At 69.1% G+C, this 18,449-nt stretch carries 16 protein-coding genes; 5 read left to right on the top strand and 11 right to left on the bottom strand.

The window, feature by feature from the left end; all coding sequences use genetic code 11:
- Window positions 1-3: 3 nt before the first annotated feature.
- Window positions 4-438: a hypothetical protein gene (locus tag VGN50_RS05615; protein ID WP_327443707.1), complete on the bottom strand. Its 435-nt coding sequence runs from the start codon at window positions 436-438 to the stop codon at window positions 4-6.
- 145 nt (window positions 439-583) lie between these two features.
- On the opposite strand from VGN50_RS05615, the gene VGN50_RS05610 reads away from it, so the two are divergent.
- Together VGN50_RS05610 and VGN50_RS05605 are read left to right on the top strand one after the other, a co-directional pair.
- Window positions 584-2,320, top strand: coding sequence for a GAF domain-containing protein (locus VGN50_RS05610; protein WP_327443706.1), 1,737 nt, complete (start codon window positions 584-586; stop codon window positions 2,318-2,320).
- 119 nt (window positions 2,321-2,439) lie between these two features.
- Window positions 2,440-3,075 (top strand): response regulator transcription factor, encoded by a 636-nt coding sequence (locus tag VGN50_RS05605; protein ID WP_327443705.1) that lies wholly within the window; start codon window positions 2,440-2,442, stop codon window positions 3,073-3,075.
- Between the two features lie 10 nt (window positions 3,076-3,085).
- Here VGN50_RS05605 and VGN50_RS05600 read toward each other — a convergent pair whose 3' ends face one another.
- The 3 genes from VGN50_RS05600 to VGN50_RS05590 are packed head-to-tail and all read right to left on the bottom strand — an operon-like array spanning window position 3,086 to window position 7,683.
- Window positions 3,086-4,462: an MBL fold metallo-hydrolase gene (locus VGN50_RS05600; protein ID WP_327443704.1), complete on the bottom strand. Its 1,377-nt coding sequence runs from the start codon at window positions 4,460-4,462 to the stop codon at window positions 3,086-3,088.
- 33 nt (window positions 4,463-4,495) lie between these two features.
- Window positions 4,496-7,195: a pyruvate, phosphate dikinase gene (gene ppdK / locus VGN50_RS05595; RefSeq protein ID WP_327443703.1), complete on the bottom strand. Its 2,700-nt coding sequence runs from the start codon at window positions 7,193-7,195 to the stop codon at window positions 4,496-4,498.
- Window positions 7,192-7,683 (bottom strand): pyridoxamine 5'-phosphate oxidase family protein, encoded by a 492-nt coding sequence (locus VGN50_RS05590; protein WP_327443702.1) that lies wholly within the window; start codon window positions 7,681-7,683, stop codon window positions 7,192-7,194. Before VGN50_RS05590 ends, ppdK begins: the two co-directional genes overlap by 4 nt.
- A 292-nt stretch (window positions 7,684-7,975) precedes the next feature.
- On the opposite strand from VGN50_RS05590, the gene VGN50_RS05585 reads away from it, so the two are divergent.
- From VGN50_RS05585 to VGN50_RS05575, 3 genes are read left to right on the top strand one after another with little or no spacing between them, the layout of a single operon-like run.
- Window positions 7,976-8,902, top strand: a complete 927-nt coding sequence (locus VGN50_RS05585) for a universal stress protein (RefSeq protein WP_327443701.1) — start codon at window positions 7,976-7,978, stop codon at window positions 8,900-8,902.
- Window positions 8,899-9,885: a universal stress protein gene (locus tag VGN50_RS05580; RefSeq protein WP_327443700.1), complete on the top strand. Its 987-nt coding sequence runs from the start codon at window positions 8,899-8,901 to the stop codon at window positions 9,883-9,885. Before VGN50_RS05585 ends, VGN50_RS05580 begins: the two co-directional genes overlap by 4 nt.
- A gap of 47 nt (window positions 9,886-9,932) precedes the next feature.
- Window positions 9,933-10,571: an HPP family protein gene (locus VGN50_RS05575; RefSeq protein ID WP_327443699.1), complete on the top strand. Its 639-nt coding sequence runs from the start codon at window positions 9,933-9,935 to the stop codon at window positions 10,569-10,571.
- 5 nt (window positions 10,572-10,576) lie between these two features.
- On the opposite strand, the gene VGN50_RS05570 is transcribed toward VGN50_RS05575, so the two are convergent.
- The 7 genes from VGN50_RS05570 to VGN50_RS05540 form a co-directional block, all read right to left on the bottom strand.
- Window positions 10,577-11,758 (bottom strand): acetate kinase, encoded by a 1,182-nt coding sequence (locus VGN50_RS05570; protein WP_327443698.1) that lies wholly within the window; start codon window positions 11,756-11,758, stop codon window positions 10,577-10,579.
- Window positions 11,755-14,157 (bottom strand): phosphoketolase family protein, encoded by a 2,403-nt coding sequence (locus VGN50_RS05565; RefSeq protein ID WP_327443697.1) that lies wholly within the window; start codon window positions 14,155-14,157, stop codon window positions 11,755-11,757. The genes VGN50_RS05570 and VGN50_RS05565 overlap by 4 nt, the downstream gene beginning before the upstream one ends.
- A gap of 5 nt (window positions 14,158-14,162) precedes the next feature.
- Window positions 14,163-15,062 (bottom strand): universal stress protein, encoded by a 900-nt coding sequence (locus VGN50_RS05560; RefSeq protein WP_327443696.1) that lies wholly within the window; start codon window positions 15,060-15,062, stop codon window positions 14,163-14,165.
- Window positions 15,063-15,166: 104 nt separating this feature from the next.
- Window positions 15,167-15,682, bottom strand: a complete 516-nt coding sequence (locus VGN50_RS05555; protein WP_327443695.1) for a DsrE/DsrF/DrsH-like family protein — start codon at window positions 15,680-15,682, stop codon at window positions 15,167-15,169.
- Window positions 15,683-15,745: 63 nt separating this feature from the next.
- A complete protein-coding gene (locus VGN50_RS05550; protein ID WP_327443693.1) occupies window positions 15,746-16,060 on the bottom strand; it encodes a TusE/DsrC/DsvC family sulfur relay protein in 315 nt (104 codons plus the stop codon).
- A gap of 24 nt (window positions 16,061-16,084) precedes the next feature.
- A complete protein-coding gene (sqr, locus tag VGN50_RS05545) occupies window positions 16,085-17,341 on the bottom strand; it encodes a type III sulfide quinone reductase, selenoprotein subtype (protein ID WP_327443692.1) in 1,257 nt (418 codons plus the stop codon).
- 357 nt (window positions 17,342-17,698) lie between these two features.
- The coding region (locus VGN50_RS05540) for a universal stress protein (RefSeq protein WP_327443691.1) at window positions 17,699-18,449 on the bottom strand (751 nt) is incomplete at its 5' end.

Here is an 18,449-nt window from a genome sequence, read left to right as displayed (position 1 = left end):
CAGTCAGGACGCAGCGACGACAACGACCCGGCATCCGGAATGGGCCTGGCAGTAGGCCGCAACATCGTGTTTCGCGCCGGGGCCCGGCATGTCCGGTCCGATGACCAGGGCCATCGCCAGCCGGCTGCGCTCCACCAGCAGCACGCGGGGGTCGCCTATCGGCGCCTCGAAGGTGGCCTGCACCCTCGGACGGCCGTGCAGGGCCTGCAGGGCCGTACGGAAGGTCGCCGCCTCCGCATCCGCCCGTTCGTGGTCGTCGAGACCCTCCGGGAGCACCTGGACGAACCGCACGCGGCCTGCCAGCTCGCGGGCGAGGCGCACCGCGGTCTGCGCGACGAGTGCGGCCGAACCGTCGTTGACGATGCCGGCCACGACCTCGGGTTGCGAGAGTGGCCCGACTGGGCGAGGTCGGGGCGAGGGCGTCGTGGTGGTCGTCACCCCTCGAGCCTGCGCCGAGCCGCGATGGCACGCTTGGGCCGAACGTCCCTGTATGTTCCCGGCCTCGACGGAGGCCCCCACCCGGACCCGTCCGCCCCTGCAGAAGCCGAGGCGCGGCTTGGGTCCGGGGCCTATCCTCAGGGGCGTGCAGGCCAACGATCAAGGTCAGGGACGGTGGGCGAACAGCGCCTCACTCGACGTCGACGACCTCTTGGAGGAGCTGCAGGCGCGCGCACGTGCCGCGCGACGCTCGCATGAACAGCTCGAGGCGTTGTTGGACGCGGTGACGGCCGTCACTACGAACCTTGACCTGTCCGTGGTGCTGGGGCGCATCGTCCGTTCGGCGTGCTCGCTGGTCAACGCCCGGTATGGCGCTCTCGGTGTGCTGAGTCCGGACGGAGAGCATCTTGTCGAGTTCGTGACCCATGGGATCAGCCCGGAGGAGCGGGCACGGATCGGCGACCTGCCGCGCGGACACGGCATCCTCGGCTTGCTGATCCGCGACCCACAGCCACGTCGCCTGGCGGACATCGCAGCGCACCCGGACTCCTACGGCTTCCCCCCCAACCACCCGCCGATGCACAGCTTCCTGGGCGCGCCGATCCGGATCCGCGACGAGGTCTTCGGCAACCTCTACCTTGCCGAGCGCCGCGGCGGTACGGAGTTCACGGAGTCGGACGAGGCCATGTTGGTCGCGTTAGCCTCCGCGGCGGGGTTCGCCATCGACAACGCCCGCCTGTACGAGCGCAGCCAGCAGCAGCGGCTGTGGGAACAGGCGAGCAGCGACCTGACCAGGAGTCTGCTCGAGAGCTCAGCCGAGGACGAGGCATTCGCCCCGATGGTGGAGCGGGTGTGCATCCTGGTGGGAGCGCAGGCCTGCGCCATCGCCCTGGTGGACGAAGACGGCGGCTCCTCGGTCCGGGCGATGTACCGCAGCGGCGACGGGCGCGAAGAGCCGGCGAGCGCCCCGGTCACCGTGCTGGACCTCCATGCAGCGCACTGGGCCGAGGTTCTCGGCTCAGGCCAGGAGCTGTTGTTGGTTCCAGGTTCCCAGCCCGGTGCAGCCCTGGCGGTCGCCACAGACCTGGCAGAGCCAGCAGGGAAGGTTCCCGGGCCGACGGCCGTGCTTCCCATCACTGCCGGCACGGGCGCCCTCGGGCACCTGTTGGTTCAGTGGGAACCGGGCGATGAGGACGTCGCGTCGCCGGTGATGGTTGCGCTGTCTGCGTTCGTTCAGCAGATCGCCTTGGGGCTGATCGCATCTCGCGCCCATCACGACAAGGCACGCCTGGCGATGCTCGAGGACCGGGACCGGATCGCGCGAGATATGCACGACCTGGTCATCCAGAGGTTGTTCGCCACGGGCCTGTCCTTGCAGGCGGCGGCCCGGCTCGTCGTCCACCCGATGGTGCAGAGCCGGCTCGACGAGGCCGTCGAAAGCCTGGACGGGACCATCAGGGACATCCGCTCGACCATCTTCGATCTCCAGGCGAAGACGGCGACGGCAGACGTCGAGTCCCAGCTGCGCGACCTGCTGCAGACGTACGTCCCTGGCCTGGGCCACACCCCAGTGCTGACCGTTCAGGGTGACTTGGACCGCCTGGATGCCGCCCTGGCGAGCGACCTGCTGGCGGTGGTGCGCGAGGGGGTCTCGAACGTGTCCCGGCATGCAAGCGCAGCCAGCACGGAGGTTCACGTCAGCGTGCGCGGTGCGCTGGAGGTGGTCATCCGCGACAATGGGAAGGGCATCAGCGCCGTGGGTCGACGCAGCGGCCTGGCCAACCTCGAGAGCAGGGCCACGGCGCGGTCGGGGTCGTTCGCCATCGAGTCGGTCGAACCGTCTGGGACACGCCTCACCTGGACGGTTCCCCTCAGCCCGTGACCAGTAGGGACCTTCGGCCCTGCCCCGTAGACCCCACCACGTCTAGTGTGCGGCCACATGATGTCGCCCTGCGGGGCCTAGGAGACGGTGAGTCGACGACGGTGATCAGAGTGTTTCTCTTGGACGACCACGAGATCGTCCGCCGGGGGCTGCGTGAGCTCCTCGAGGCCAACCCGGGCTTCGAGGTGGTCGGGGAGTCCGGCCTGGCGCAGGAAGCCGCCCGTCGCATTCCCGCACTGCGCCCGGACGTGGCGGTCTTCGACGTGCGGCTCCCTGACGGATCGGGCATCGAGGCGTGCCGACAGGTGCGGTCTGTCGACCCATCCATCAAGGCGCTCATCCTCACCTCGTATGACGACCAGCAGGCCCTCGCGACGGCTGTCCTTGCGGGCGCATCCGGCTTCCTGCTCAAGGACATCAAGGGCAACGGTCTGGTGACGGCGATCCGGCGGGTTGCGGCGGGGGAGAACCTGCTGGACACGGACCAGGCGCGCAGGCTGCGTGCCACCTGGAGCCAGGGCGACGAGACCGACCCACGGCTGCGCGCCCTCAGCCCCCAGGAACGTCGAATCCTCGACCATGTGGCGGCCGGCATGACCAACCGCCAGATCGGTGAGGCGATGTCGATCGCCGAGAAGACGGTCAAGAACTACGTGACCTCGGTGCTTGCCAAGCTGGGCATGGAGCGGCGCACCCAGGCGGCGGTGTATGCCGCGACTCACCAGCCGCAGCAACCTCACCGACCGACCATCTAGCCGGGGCCACTCAGGAGACCACCACGCGCTCGCCGAGGCGCGGAACGACGACCGTCGCGTCGATGCTGGCCCGGATCGTGTCGGCAAGGGCGTCGCTCGAGCCAGGCTCACCATGGACGACGAAGACGGTCGTCGGAGGCTGCGGCATCTCGGCCAGCCAGCCGACCAGCTCGGAGCTGTCGGCGTGGACGGAGAACGTGCTGTCGGAGACGACTTCGGCACGCACGCGCACGTACTGTCCGTGAATCTTGACCTGCCTGGCCCCCTCCTGGAGGGCCCGCCCACGGGTTCCCACCGCCTGGTACCCGGTGAGTACCACGGTGTTGTCCGGGTGGGGCAACATGCTGGCGAGGTGGTGGACGACGCGACCGCCGGTCGCCATACCCGAGGCGGAGACGATGATGCAGGGACGGCCGGGGTTGTTGAGCCGCTTGGACTCGTCAGCGGAGCGCGCCTCGCGGACCCCGTGGAGCGCGTTCAGGTCTCGTAGACCTTCCGGGCGTAGCTCGCCGGCCAGGTCTGAGCGCTGGTAGACGTCGAGGGCTGCCAGGGCCATCGGGCTGTCAACGTAGATGGGAACCTCGGGGATCGAGCCGGCCGCCTGAAGGCGTGCCAGGGCGAGGAGAACCAGCTCGGTGCGGTCGACGGCGAAGGCCGGGATGACCACGGACCCGCCGCGGCCTACCGTGCGGCGGATCGCCGCCGCGAGTACCTCGTGGTCCCGCTCGCCCGCCGCGGCGTGGACGCGGTCGCCATACGTCGACTCGATCACCACCGTCCGCGACTCGGGTGGCGCGGAGCGCGAGAGCAGGAGCGGATGCTCGGGGCGGCCGAGGTCTCCGGAGAACAGCACGCGGGCGTCAGCGAAGCTCAGCAAGGCCGAGGCCGACCCGAGGACATGCCCGGCCCGAGACAGGGTCAGCTGAGCACCCGAGCGCAGTGTCGTCGCCTGCCCGTAGTCGCACGGACGGAGCTGGCGCACGGCCCGTTGGGCGTCGGCCACGGTGTACAGCGGCTGCGGCGGGTCGTGGCGTGAGTAGCCGGCACGCTCGGCGAACTGTGCTTCCTCCTCCTGCAGGTGGGCGCTGTCCTGCAGGACGATGTCAGCGAGCGCGCAGGTTCCCGCAGTGGCCCAGACCGGCCCGGTGAAGCCTTGGCGGACCAGGGCCGGCAGATAGCCGCAGTGGTCGAGGTGGGCATGGGTGAGAACGACTTCAGCGATCGTGCTCGGCTCCTCACCCAGGGGCTCCCAGTTCATCCGTCGCCACTGGCGTTCCCCCTGGTACAGGCCACAGTCCACGAGCAGGCGTGAGCTGCCTTGCTCGAGCAGGAACTTGCTACCGGTCACGGTCCCGGCTGCGCCCAGGAACGTCAGTGTCAGGGTCATGAGAGGCTCCTTCGTCGGCTGCGAACGTGGGCTTCAGCGGGTGTCGTCAGTAGTGGCGCGGCCGCCGAGGACCTCGGCGCGACCGGCCTCCAGGCGAGCGATGACCACCCGGGGCGGTGAGCAGGAGACGTAGTCGACGCCCGCACGCGCGAAGAAGTGGATGGAGCCGGGGTCGCCGGCGTGCTCGCCGCACACGCCGAGCCCGATGTCCGCCTTGGTATGCCGCCCTCGTTCGATGGCCAGCTGCACGAGCTCCCCGACACCTTCTTCGTCAATGCTCTCGAACGGGTCGCGCTCCAACAGCCCTGAGGACCGATACGCCGACAGGAAGCTCGTCTGCGCGTCGTCCCTGGACATTCCCCACGTCGTCTGGGTCAGGTCGTTGGTGCCGAACGAGAAGAAGTCAGCGAGCCGGGCCAGCTCTCCGGCCCTCAGCGCGGCTCGCGGCAGCTCGACCATCACCCCTATCGGCATCGGAACCGTGGCGCCCGAAGCGCCGGGCACCTCGAGATGCTGCCTGATCCGGGTGCGCGCTGCGGCCAGCTCGGCGGGGTCGGCCACCAGCGGCACCATGATCTCGGGCCGTGGGTCGAACCCGTCTGCTCTGAGGCCGTGCGTGGCCGCGACCAGGGCTCGGACGTGGACGTCGACCAGTTCGGGGAGAACGGTCAGGAGCCGGACCCCGCGTAGCCCCAGCATCGGGTTCACCTGATGCCAGCGCCGGGCTGTCTCCAGGCGCGCCCTGAGGCCCGGATCGACCCGTCCTGCCGAGGCCTCGAGGGCTGCCTGGACGGCGAGGTCCTCACAGTCGGGCAAGAACTCGTGCAAAGGCGGATCCAGCAGTCGTACGACCACCGGCAGGCCGTCCATGGCGCGCAGGATCTGGGTGAGCTCGTCGACCGCGATGCGCTCGATCTCCAGGAGTGCACCGGGTCGGTCGTCGCCCACGATGACTCGCTCGACGAGGTGGCGGCGCGAACCCAGAAGCATGTGCTCCGTGCGGCACAGCCCGATGCCCTGGGCGCCGAGCCGGCGCGCCTGTGCTGCTTGCGGACCGGTCTCGGCATTCGCCAGGACCTTCAACCGGGCGCGGCTGTCCGCCTGGGCCAGGATCTGCCGCACTGAGCCGACGAGCCGGGCAACAACGGCATCCGGGGCCTCGTCTGAGGGATCGGCGAGTGCGGCGGCCACGCTGCTTGGACGGATGGGCAGCGGCCCGGCATACAGCTTGCCCGTGGTGCCGTCCACGGACAGCACGTCCCCCTGGTGGATCACCACCCCAGAGGGTAGGTGGGCCTGTCGGGCCGCCTCGTCGACCGCCATGCCCTCGACCCCGGTCACACAGGTGCGGCCGAACCCCCGGGCGACCACGGCCGCGTGGGAGGCGAGCCCGCCTCGGGCGGTCACCACCGCACACGAGGCGAGTATGCCGGGCAGGTCCTCGGCGCTGGTCTCAGCGCGAACCAGGACGACTGCCCTGCCCTCGGCGGCCGCGGAGACGGCGCTGTCGGAGTCGAAGACCGCTTCGCCGACGGACGCGCCCGGACTCGCCGGTAACCCCGCCGCAACCCAGGGGAGCCCATCCTGATCGTCGAACTGGTCATGGAGCAGGGACTCGAGCTGGTGTCCGTCGACCCGGGCGAGGGCCTCGTCCATGGTGATGACCTCATGGCGAGCCAGGTCGGCGGCGATCACGAATGCCGCCGCCGGACTGCGCTTGCCTACCCGGGTCTGCAGGATCCACAACGCGCCGTCTTCGATGGTGAACTCCACGTCGCACAGGTCGCGGTAATGACGTTCCAGTCCTGCCAGGTGGCTCATCAGCTGGTCGAAGGCGGTCGGCTCCAGAGCCTCGAGCGCCGCGAGAGGGACGGTCTGTCTGCTTCCGTTGACGACATCCTCGCCTTGGGCGTTCTGCAGGTAGTCGCCGTACGGGACGGGGCTGCCGGTGGCGGGGTCTCGAGTGAAGCACACACCGCTGCCAGAGCGTGGTCCGGTGTTGCCGTACACCATCTGGACGACGTTGACGGCCGTGCCCAGGTCTTCAGGGATCCCTTCGTGCGCCCGGTAGAGCCGCGCCCGCGGGCTGTTCCATGACTCGAACACCGCTTCGACGGATCGACGCAGCTGGTCGTGGGGATCCTGCGGAAGGTCGTGGCCGGTCTGCTCCTTGAGGACCTGACGTTGGTGGGTCACCAGGTCCATCAGCCTCCCGACGCTCAGTGCCGTGGGATCGGCGACCCCCGCACCCGCACAGGCGTCCGCCACGGCGGCGTCGAGGTGGGCAGCCTCGGCTCCGAGCATCGTCCGGCCGTACATCTGGACGAGGCGGCGGTAGCAGTCCCAGGCGAACCGTTCGCCACCACGCGCGGCCAGGGCCTGGACCGAGGAGTCGGTGAGGCCGACGTTGAGGATGGTGTCCATCATGCCTGGCATGGAGAACCGGGCCCCCGAACGGACAGACACCAGCAACGGGTCGTCTCCCGCACCGAAGGTCTGTCCTGTGGCGGTCTCGAGGTCTGCCATGGCAGAGGTGACGAGGGCAGCGAGCTCGGCCGGCACCTGACCCTTCGCCAGATACTCCCGACAGGCCTGCGTGGTGATCGTGAACCCGTGGGGCACGGGCAGGCCCATGCGGGTCATCTCGGCAAGGTTCGCGCCCTTGCCGCCCAGGAGGTCGGCCATGGTTCGGTCACCATCGTCGAACCGGACGAGCAACGGTGACGCGGTCATATCTCGAAGGTCCTGCCAGAGGAGGGGGTGGACAGGGCCCCAGGGGCCTCGTCCCCCCGCAGAGCCCGACCGGTGATGGCCGCGGAGCGGATCCTGACCCACGTCATCTCCGACGAGTCGGGGGGGACCCATGAGTCGCGGGCGATCGGTTCCAACCGAAGAATGTCCTTGGGTTCGACGATCTCCGCTGTGCCGTAGACCAGGACGCTCCACCCGTCCATCGCCCGCTCGTCGTAGCTGTCCGCTTCGAACGAGACCCGGTCGCTGTTCACCGCGGCCTCGATCTTGGAGCCGCCCCGGGTCCGGAAGTAGATGTTCAGCCCGTCGACGGTGTGGTTCACCGGAAGCACATCGATCTCGCCGTCATTCAGGAACGCGAACCTGCCGACGGGGCACTCGGCGAGCCTCAGCAAGCACTCGTCGAAGGTGAGGACGCGCAGCCCGGTGTGGTCCGTGGGGATGGTGCCGCGGTCGTGTTCGGTGGTCATGTCCGTTCCCTTTCGCCTCTGGCTGCGAGTCGTGCTCGGCGCCTGCACCTGGCCGCCTGCACCTGCCCCGCCCCTCGAGTGTCCGTTCTCATCACCGGCGGTGGCAGGGGCGAAGGTCCCATCCAGGGGCGCCTCACGGTGTCGTGCGAAATGCAGGACCAATGGCCCCACCGCGCGGTCCACTCGCCCCGGACAGTGGAGCCGGACAGTGGAGCCGGACAGCGGAAGTGGTTCCGGCGTGGGCGTTCGTGGGCGGTAGAGCCCAGAAGGCGTGGTGACTGCAATGGCGGACTTGAGCGCGCTCAGCACTGTGGTCGTCGGCTGCGACGACTCGTGGCAGAGCCACGCTGCAGTCGAAACCGCCACCCACGAGGCTGCGCGCCGGCACTGCCCGCTCGTCGTCTTGACGGTGACGTACACCGAAGCACTGCGCGGCGGACTCGCCGCGATGCGCGAGCTGGAGCAGGACGCGGCTGCGGCGGCCTTGGCGACGACGCAGCGCGCGGCCGAAAGGGCTGCCGCCACGGACAGCACCGTCCCCGTCCATGTCGTCGTCGCCGACTCAGCTGACGACCCCAAGATCGCCCAGGTCGCAGAACGTGCTGAGCTGCTTGTGGTCGGCGGCCACGGGGCGCGGGGCCAGTCCGCGTTCTCGCTGGGCACGGTCAGTGCAGAGCTCGTGCGCCGGTTCCACGCGCCGGTCCTGGTACCTCGCGGCGAGCATCGCACCAGCCCAGGCCCGTGGGACGGCCGGCCACCTCAGGTCCTCGTGGGAGTCAGCCTGTCTGATGAGGCGACCCGGCCCCTGCGCGCAGCGGCACGGCAGGCCCAGCTCCGCGGCTGGCCCCTCAGAGTCGTCCACACCGTGCCGACGAGTCATCCGGGCCAGCAGCTTCACCACGAGCAGGGAGCGGTCTGGGAGGCGGTCCACGCGGTCCCGGAATGCGCGTCGGTGCCCTGTCACGTCGAGGTCGTGCAGGAAGCCACCATTGCGGCCCTGGCCAACCGTTGCGGTCCACGCGACCTCTTGGTCGTCAGCACGCGCGGCGGGGGGACGCTCGCCGGCTTGATCGAGGGGTCCGTCGCCCGTGGCGTGCTCGATGCCTCCCTGTGTGACGTGATGGTCGTGCCGGCCCTGCGGGGCACGGGCACAGCTGGGGCCGATGACCCTGTGGTCTCCCTGCAGGCAGCACCGCGAGCAGCGAGGAGCACACCGTGACCACGTCCCCTTCGGCCAGGCCCGGCGAGGTCGTCGTTGGCTTCGACGGGTCGCCCAACGCGGCAGATGCCGTCGAGTGGGCAGCACAAGAAGCCGTTCGTCAAGGCACCGGGCTTCTGGTCATCTCGTCCGGCTACTACCCGGGGATGCCCTCGTGGGTCGGCGTGGCCGGAACGCCCTTGCCACGTTCGATCGAGCTCGCGACCGAGGAGCTTGCCAACGAGGGCCGCACGATTGCCCTGAAGTTCCTGCCTGACGATGCCGTGCAGACGCACGTGGTGACGTCGGGAGCTGCGCCTGCCCTGATCGACGCCTCATCGACAGCGAGCATGGTCGTCGTCGGTCACCGGGGACACGGCGCGCTCGCCTCCGCGGTCCTGGGGTCGGTCTCCACCGCGGTCGTCCAGTGCGCGCACTGTCCCGTGGTCGTGGTTCAAGGCTCCGGCCACGCTTCCGCGTTGCCGTTGCCGGTGACCGTGGGCGTTGACGGCACACCCGAGTCCGAGGCGGCCTTGCTGTTCGCCGCGCAGCGGGCAGCCCGCGACGAGGTTCCGCTGCGCATCGTGTGTGCCTGGTTGACACTCACGCAGACCGGTTGGGAGGTCGCCAACTGGAGTGGCGACGCGATCGAGGAATGGGCCCAGGCGCTGTCGGGATCGGCACGTCACGCCGCGGATGACGCGCTGGCCAAGGTGCGGGAGCGTTGGCCGGCCCTCGACGTCCAGGTGCGGGTGGTGGAGGCGTCGCCGCCCCTGGCGCTGGAGGACGCCTCGCGCGAGTCGCGGCTCGTCGTGGTCGGCTCCCATGGCACGAGCGCGCTGGGGAGGCTGGTTCTCGGCTCGGTGAGTCGCACCGTCCTGCACCACGCCGCGTGCCCGGTTGCGGTGGTCCGACCCCACGGACGCACCCCGCGCATGAGTCCCATGCTCTCGCCGCGTGAGCGGGACCGAAGCCCACGACTCGGGGACAGCGCTCCCAGGTGAGCGACGTTGACCTGGGTCTGCCCGGAAGTGCCATGTGAGGAGTCATCATGCTTGTTCGGGAGCTCATGACCAGCCCGGCGACGAGCCTGCGGGCTGGGTCGAAGCTGGACAGTGCGGTGCAGGTCCTGGCCGCGCAACACATCACCGCAGTGCCGATCGTCGACGCCTACGGTCACGTGGTCGGGATCGTGAGCGACGCAGATGTACTGCGGGAAGGACTCCCGGAAGACCCCCGGGCGCGCCTGCGGCCGGTTCACGAGTCGACGACGCCGTGGCACCGGATCGTGGACGAGGTCATGACCGTGGACCCGGTGACGGTGGGCGACCACACCGATGCGGCACGCGCGGCGGAGCTCATGGCCGACATGGGATGGAAGAGCCTGCCTGTCGTGCGTGACGGACAGCTCGTCGGCGTCATCAGCCGCAGCGACATCATGCGCGAGCTGGCAACACCGGATGCGCAGACCCAGGAGCGCATCGCCTACGAGTTCGCGCAGATCGGCCGGGAGGACTGGACAGTGGAGGTCGTCGACGGCGTCGTGACCCTTCGCGACGTTGCCCCCGGCCGAGAGACGCGACTGGCGCGGGCGATCGCCGAGACGCTGCCCGGCGTGCGCCGAGTCCGAGAAGCGGAGCCAGGTTCGGCCGAGGCTGCGGACCACCCTCGGGAGCCGGACGCCTCCTGAGGGCCCTACCCGGGGCGGTTACGCGCTGGGGACGTGGGCTGGCCGGTCTTGGTCAAAAGCTGCACGCACGCACGGGCGATCTCGAGCTCCTCGTTCGTGGGAATGACGTATGCCGCCACGGCGCTGGCGGGTGTGGTGATGCGACGCTCCGGTGCGGCGGGCCCGACGTTGGCCGTGGTGTCGAGCTCCACGCCGAGGATCGCAAGGTCGCCGAGTACCGCCTCACGCAGAGCAGGGCTGTGCTCCCCGATCCCGCCGGTGAAGGCGATGGCGTCAACCCTGCCGAGGGCCACGGCATACGCCCCGATGTACTTGCGCAGGCGATAGGCCATCACGTCGAACGCCAGAGCTGCGTCCACATCGCCGCCGGCGCGTCGCGCCTCGAGCTCCTTCATGTCAGGCGTTCCGCAGAGTCCCAGCAGACCGCTGGCGTGGTTGAGGGCGTTCTCGTACTGCTCGCTGTCCAGGGCGGCGACCCGCGAGAGGTATGGCCCGAGAGACGGGTCGACATCCCCGGGGCGGGTGCCCATCACCAACCCCTCCACGGGCGACAGTCCCATCGACGTGTCGATGCTGCGGCCACCGCGAACGGCGCAGATGCTTGCCCCGTTACCGAGGTGGCAGAGGATCACGTTGGTCTGCCCAAGCGGCTTGCCCAGCAGCTCGGCGGCGCGGCGCGCGACGAAGGAGTAGGAGATTCCGTGGAAGCCATAGCGACGAACCCCGTAACGCTCGCGCCAGTCACGTGGCACGGCATAGGTGTGCGCGCTCGCCGGGAGACTCCCGTGAAAGGCGGTGTCGAAGACTGCGACGTGCGGTACGTCGGGAAAGGACCGTCGGGTCGCGGCGATCCCGGACAGGCTGCCGGGCAGGTGCAGCGGGGCCAGCGGGACCAGGGCCTCGATGTCCGAGATGACCGTGTCGTCCACCAGCACCGGGCCGCGGAAGTCGGCCCCACCGTGAACGACCCGATGCCCGACCGCGGCCAGGGACGTGGCGCCCTCTCGGCGCACATCGTCACCGAGCTCATCCAGCGCACGGTGCGCTGCCGTCTCGTGGTCGGCGGGACCTCCGCGCCCGATGTGCTCCTGATGTCCCTCGCGCACGACGCGTCCGCTGTCGGGGTCGAGCACCGCCCAGCGCAGCGACGAGGAGCCCGCATTCATCACGAGCACCCGCTGGGTCACCGGTCCAGCCCTTGCCACGTCCAGTTCGCAATGTCGGGGAGGTCGGCCAGGTTCTCGCGAATGTAGCGCTCGTGGTCGGCGAGCCGGCGGTCGCACAGCTGAGCCAGCTCCTCCCAGCCGGTCACCCGACGGTGGGCGCGGCGGAGAGCCTCCTTGGCCAGATGGAAGCGGCTCATCCGGTTCAGCACGACCATGTCGAAAGGCGTCGTGGTCGTGCCCTGCTCGTTGAACCCGCGCACATGGAAGCGACCCGGGTTGCTGCGCCCGTGGATGAGCTGGTGAACCGCGCGCGGGTAACCGTGGAACGCGAACACCACATGCCGGTCGCCGGTGAACAGGTCGTCGAACCGGCTGTCGGCAAAGCCGTGCGGGTGGTCGTTCTCCGGGAGGAGTGCCATCAGGTCGACGACGTTGACGAACCGCACCTTGAGCTCGGGTACGTACTGGTGGAGCAGCTCGACGGCAGCAAGGGCCTCCTGGGTCGGGACGTCTCCAGCGCAGGCCAGTACCACGTCCGGTGTCTCGTCCGGGCCGCAGGTGCTGGCCCAGTCCCAGATTCCCGCGCCGTCCGCACAGTGCCGATGTGCCTGTTCGAGGGTGAGGTACTGCAGGTGCTTCTGCTTGTCGACGACGATGAGGTTGACGTGGTCGACGCTGCGCAGGCAGTGGTCGGTGATCGACAGGGTGGTGTTGGCATCCGGCGGCAGCCAGACGCGCACCACGCCGGGGGCCAGCGGAAGCAGCGAGTCGATGAGCCCGGGTCCCTGGTGTGAGAAGCCGTTGTGGTCATTGCGCCAGCACGTCGAGGTCAGCAGGACGTTGAGGGACGAGACCGCTACCCGCCAACTGAGGTCATGGGCGTGCTGGAGCCACTTCACGTGTTGGACCGCCATCGACGCGGACACCATGGCGAACGCTTCATAGGTGGCGAACACGCCGTGGCGGCCCGACAGCACATAGCCCTCGAGCCAGCCCTGGCAGAGGTGCTCGCTGAGCACCTCCATGACCCGACCGTCCGGGCCCAGGCTCTCGTCTGTCGGCAGCAGCGGCCCCATGAAGCATCGGTCGGTCACCTCGAAGACCGACTGCAGGCGGTTGCTCGCCGTCTCGTCCGGTGAGAACAGCCGGAACGTCCCGCCCCCGTCGGGCCGGGCTGTCGCGGCATACAGGTCTCGCATGAGCATGCCGGCGGGCAGGGTGTTCTCCACCGACGCCTGACCCGGGGTGGGCACCGCCACCTCGTAGGTGCCCAGGTCGAGCGGCGGCAGCTCCTGACGCAACCGACCCCCATTGGCGTACGGGGTGGCCGACATTCGCCTGTCCCCCTGAGGAGCGAGAGCGCGAAGGTCGCTGGACAGACGACCGTCGCTGTCGAACAGGTCGCCTGGGTGGTAGCCGCGCATCCACTCCTCGAGCATGGCCAGGTGCGCGGGGTTCTCGGCCAGACCGGACAGCGGTACCTGGTGGCTGCGGTTGGTTCCTTCCACCTGGAGGCCGTCGACGACCGCAGGGCCAGTCCAGCCCTTGGGTGTGCGCAGGATGACCGCGGGCCACTGGTGGCGGACGGTCTCGCTTGCCATATCGGCGCGACGGGCGCCGTCCTGGATGTCACGGATGCGTCGGTGCGCAGTGGCGAGTGCCGCGTACAGGGCGGGGAAGACGACCCTGGGGTCGTCGCCGGAGACCGTCAGGGGGTCCCATCCCTGACTGCGCAGGTAGCTTTCGACGTCCGCGTCGCTGGTGCGCCCGAGCACCGTGGGGCCGGCGATCTTGTAGCCGTTCAGGTGGAGCACCGGCAGGACCGCACCGTCGCGGCGTGGGTTGAGGAAGGTCGGCAGCCGCCACGACGCCGCCAGCGGTCCGGTTTCCGCCTCGCCGTCGCCCACGACGCAGGCCACGGTGAGGTCGGGGTGGTCGAAGGCGGCGCCGGCAGCGTGGACCAGGGCGTATCCGAGCTCACCGCCTTCGTGGATGCTGCCCGGAGTCTGGACGCTGACGTGGCTGGGCACGCCACCGGGCGCTGAGAACTGCCGGAACAGTGCGAGTATGCCGTCGGCGTCGTTCCCGATGTGCGGGTAGACCTCGCTGTAGGTCCCGTCCAGCCAGGCCGCGGCGACGAGCGCGGGGCCACCGTGCCCGGGACCTGTGACATAGAGCCAGTCGCTGTCGGTGTCCCTGATGTGCCTGTTCAGGAGGCAGTACAGCATCGACAGCCCGGGGCTCGTCCCCCAGTGCCCGAGCAGGCGGGGCTTGATGTCCGCCAGGGTCAGCGGCTCCTCCAGGAGGGCGTTGGCTCGTAGGTAGATCTGGCCCACCGTGAGGTAGTTGGCCGCTGCCCACCATCGCAGGTCGAGCTCGAGCTCATGAGTGCCGTACCGGACCTGCGTGGTCTGAGGCATGCGTGTCATCGGGCCAGCGGGGCGTCGAGCGGAGGCATCAGCCTTAGCGTGGGGACGACGACGGTGGGGCACTTCGCCCGGTGCAGGACCCGGCTGCTGACCGAGCCGAGCAGGAGGCCTGCGAACCCACCGCGTCCCCGGCTTCCGACCACGAGCAGCTGGGCGTTCGCCGAGACCTCCTCGAGCACGACGGCTGCCTGACCGCGCACGGACGTCGGGCTGACTTTGACGTCTGGGTACTTCTCCCGCCAGCCGGCGAGCATCTCTGCCACCAGGAGCTTCTGGGTTTGCACGATCTCGTCCCACTCGTCTTCCGACTCGTTGCCGGCCAGGAACGGCCCCGGCTCTTCCCACCACCACGTATGCACGGGTACGAGCTCGGCCCCTCGACTGGAGGCTTCGGCGAAGGCGAGCTCGAGGGCGGGCACCGAGTGCTCGACGGCGTCGACGCCGACGACGACAGGGCCGGTGGCCGACCATTCACCGGTCTCTGGAACCACCATGACGGCGCACCGCGCGTGGGCCGCCACCTGATGTGCCGTCGCCCCCAACAGCACTGAGGTGCTCAGATCGTGTCCGCCGGATCCGATGACGACGAGGGAGGCCGTGTGGCTCGCCTTGACCAGTGCAGGGACCGGGTCGTCGACCTGGCTGGAGTAGGTGATGGCAAGCATCGGGGCCGCGTGGACGGCACGCTCGTAGCTGCGTTTCGCGATGTCCTCATGAGTCTGGAGTCGGGCGACGGTCCAGGGCATCAGCCCTATTCTCGTGGCGTGCAGGATATGCAGGGGCAGGCGTGATCGTTGGGCTTGTTCGACCGCAACGTCAAGAGTGCGGTCGGCCGCAGGGCTGCCGTCGATGCCCACCACCACAGCGTGGCGTCGTGGCGACGAAGACGTGCTCATGATGGTCTCCTCGTGGTCGGGCCTTCACCATCTGCCCCAGGGGAGGCGGTCACCTAGGGGCGAAGGTCCCCTCGCCTACCTGACGGGCTGCACGCCGGTGGGGGCTAGATGAACAGCAGCTGGGCGCCTTCGGTCTTCTCGATGAAGTCGCTTGCGCTGATGATCCCCTCGACCTGGTCGTAGAGGTCGTCCTCCGTGAGGTGGTTCAGGTCGGCGGACATCCGGCAGGCCCAGAGGTGGCCACCGGACGCGACGATCTGCTCCAGGAAGTCGGGGACGTCGGGGACGTCGAGCTCGGCGATGGCCTTACGGAGCCGCGAGGTGGCCAGATGCGTGATGCCTGGCAGGCCTCCGAGGCCCTGCGGCATGTGAGTGGCTGTGTTGCCCAGGGGAGTGAACTTGAGGTCGCTCATCGTCTTGGTGGTGATCATGTCGAAGCCCCAGAAGGTGAAGAACAGGTGCGTCTCGACCCCCTCGCCCAGGGCCGCATTCGCGAGGATCAGTCCGGGGTAGGCCATGTCGAGGCTGCCCTTGGAGCAGATGATGGCGAGCTTGCGGCCGGTGGCGCTGGCGGTGTCGAACTGGGGGATAGGCGCTGCTGCGGTGTCGATGGTTGTCATGACGGCTCCTTGCGAGGTGCACTTTCGGTTGGCGTGAGGTGTGGTGGTCGACGCTGTGCGGGCTCAGACGCAGCCGCGCGGCTTCGGGAGGCCGGCGATGTAGGCCATCTTCTTCGCGGGCTTGCCTGGGAAGAGGACGAACAGGTCGCGGATGGGGATGCCGCAGCGCAGGCTGGTGCGGCGCAGCGTCGCGGTCTCGCCTTGGTCGGCGAAATCCTGACGCAGGAAGCGCAGAACCGGCCAGTGCTGGTCGGTCAGGGCGATGCCGATCTGCTGTGCGAGGGTTCGCGCGAGGTCTTCGTCCCACTCGGCGTACTCGGTGAGGAAGCCCTCGGGGTCGACGCTGACCTGACGGTTGTCGAGAGTCATGATGGGCATGACGAACTCCTTTCTCTGGGGCCGTTACTGGGGCCCCGCCACTGGGGTAGGTACAGAGGCCTTTCCGGCCATCGACATGCTGGTCGGCAGGGGCAGCGGTCGCCCGGGCAGCAAGACGTTCCAGTAGAGCCAGGGAAACGCCAGCTTGCCCAGGTGGTTGGTCCGGGTCTCTTTGAGCAGCTGGAAGGGGCCGATCCCTGGCAGGGGATAGGTCCCTGGGAGTGGCTCGGTGCTGTAGTTGAAGTCAATGAGCAGTGCGTTGCCGTTGCCTGACTCGATGAAGCAGTTCGCGTGTCCGTCGAACGACGCGGTCATGGGCTCGCCGTGGGCGACCGACATGAAGTTGTCCACGAACGTGTGCGCGGCGAAGTGCGCGACGGAGCCCGCCTTGGACGTGGGCAGGTCGGCCGCGTCGCCCACCGCGAAGATGTTTGCGGCAACCTTTGAGACGAAGGTGTGGGGGTCGACCCGGACGTGGTTCAGCTCGTCCCCGAGGCCGGAACGCGCGACGAAGTCCGCTCCCATGTTGAGGGGCACGGTGACCAGCAGGTCGAAGGGAACAACTCGCTGGTCGAACGACACGAGCGTCTTTGCATCCGGGTCGACGGACTCCACGAGGAAGTCAGGCTCGGTGGCGATGGACCGGTCAGCCAGCATGTGCGCAAGGTGCTGCGACGCGACTGGCTTGGTGAAAGCCCCCGGCAGCGGGGTCACGTAGGTGAGGTCGACGCTGTCCCGGCGGTTGTTCTTCCGAAGCCAGTCGTCGGCGAGAAACGCGAACTCCAGCGGTGCGACGGGGCACTTGATGGGCATGTCGGTGACGTGGACGACCAGACGGCCATGCGTGAAGTCCGTGAGCGCACGAGCAAGCGCCAGCGCGCCATCAGGGGTGTAGAAGTCGAAGATGCTCTTGCGCCACTGCGAGCCGATCATCCCTGGCGTCTGGTCGGGGCGCGGGGAGGTACCGGAGGCGATGACCAGGTAGTCGTACTGCAGGGTGCGCCCGTCCGTCAGTCGCACCAGCTGGGACGCCGGTTCGATGACGTCGACGTCGCCTAGTCGGAAGTCCACGCCGGGTGCGAGCTGGGCGCGTCGGGATCTGGTGAGCTGGCGCTGCCTCGATGGTTCGAAGGGGATCCGGAGCAGCCCCGGCTGGTAGAGGTGCGCGTCGTCGCGGTCCACCGCGACCACGGCCCACTCCTCACGCGGTAGGCGTCGCCGCAGCATGTTGGCGATGATGGTCCCGGCCGTTCCCGTGCCGAGGATGAGCAGGTTCTTCATGGTGTGTCCTGTCGTTGTCCCCTCGACAGTAGGAGCGGTCGCTGGGGCGCCGGCAGTGCCGAAAGTCCTTGCGTGAGGGCGGTGTGCTCACTACGCCGGGACGGGGCTGGACATGGCGGGGCCCTGGACGATGTGACATCTCCAGGGCCTCGTCTGCGTGGATAGACGACTTCCGCGCCATCCGGTTGGTTGCGCTGATCCTCCGGCCCTCGTCTGAGGCGTTCCTTGCGGGTCTCCCCGTGGTCTGGATCTCGTCTACCTTCCGAACCGCCTCCGTTGCCGGTGGCGTACCTCAACTGTCGGGCGTCAGGCCGTGTCGCGACAGGGACCAACGTCCTGGCTTCGCAGTGGTGAGGGTCAGCCGCGGACGACCATGACCGGGCACGGCGCTTCGTGGATGACCCGGTGGCTGACGGAACCGAGGAGCAGGCCCGCGAAGCCGCCATGGCCGCGGGTCCCCACGACAATGAGGCCCGCGTGGGTCCCCAAGGGGCCGAGGACGTGTCCTGGGCTGCCGTAGAGCACCTCAGTCTCGACGGGCACATGTGCGTACGTTGCCCGCACTCGCCGGGCTGCCCGCCGCACGGTCGCTTCCGCCTGGGCGCGCACCGTCTTCGTGTGCTCGTTGCCGGCCAGGCTGCTCTCGGCATAGGCCTGAGCATCGGGTGAGAGCGAGCTATGGGCCACGTGCACCACATGCAGGGTGGCACCGGACATCGCTGCCAGCTCGGCGGCGACGTCGAGCGCCTTCTCGGCGGCCAGCGAGCCGTCAACTCCCACCACCACGGGATGGTCGGGGCCGGGGTGCGCTGGGTGGCCTGCGCGCACGACCACTGCTGGACACGCTGCGTGCGATGTGACCGCGTAGGAGACCGAGCCCAGCAGCCCGGCCTGGATCGGCCCACGTCCCCGGCTGCCGGTGACGACGAGGTCGGCGTCCTTGGACGCGCGGACGAGCTCGCCTGCGGGCGAACCGACCGCGGGCACGCCAACGACCCGGGAATCTTCGGGCATCAGCTGCTGGGCACGAGCGACCCCGGCGGCCAACACTTCGCGACCTGCCTGGCCGAGGCTTTCCGGGAGCCGCCCGAAGTCGTATGCCGGCTCG

This window comes from Pedococcus sp. (assembly GCF_036000045.1).
Taxonomy (GTDB): domain Bacteria; phylum Actinomycetota; class Actinomycetes; order Actinomycetales; family Dermatophilaceae; genus Pedococcus.
Note: the sequence above shows the minus strand (reverse complement) of the source record. Positions and strands in the feature narration are given on the sequence as shown.

What these genes read in the sequence shown, in the direction of transcription:
- VGN50_RS05560 (WP_327443696.1), bottom strand. Translation starts at nt 15,062, where the DNA reads ATGAGCACGTCTTCGTCGCCACGACGCCACGCTGTGGTGGTGGGCATC.
- VGN50_RS05555 (WP_327443695.1), bottom strand. Translation starts at nt 15,682, where the DNA reads ATGACAACCATCGACACCGCAGCAGCGCCTATCCCCCAGTTCGACACC.
- VGN50_RS05550 (WP_327443693.1), bottom strand. Translation starts at nt 16,060, where the DNA reads ATGCCCATCATGACTCTCGACAACCGTCAGGTCAGCGTCGACCCCGAG.
- VGN50_RS05575 (WP_327443699.1), top strand. Translation starts at nt 9,933, where the DNA reads ATGCTTGTTCGGGAGCTCATGACCAGCCCGGCGACGAGCCTGCGGGCT.
- sqr (WP_327443692.1), bottom strand. Translation starts at nt 17,341, where the DNA reads ATGAAGAACCTGCTCATCCTCGGCACGGGAACGGCCGGGACCATCATC.
- VGN50_RS05565 (WP_327443697.1), bottom strand. Translation starts at nt 14,157, where the DNA reads ATGCCTCAGACCACGCAGGTCCGGTACGGCACTCATGAGCTCGAGCTC.
- VGN50_RS05590 (WP_327443702.1), bottom strand. Translation starts at nt 7,683, where the DNA reads ATGACCACCGAACACGACCGCGGCACCATCCCCACGGACCACACCGGG.
- ppdK (WP_327443703.1), bottom strand. Translation starts at nt 7,195, where the DNA reads ATGACCGCGTCACCGTTGCTCGTCCGGTTCGACGATGGTGACCGAACC.
- VGN50_RS05600 (WP_327443704.1), bottom strand. Translation starts at nt 4,462, where the DNA reads ATGACCCTGACACTGACGTTCCTGGGCGCAGCCGGGACCGTGACCGGT.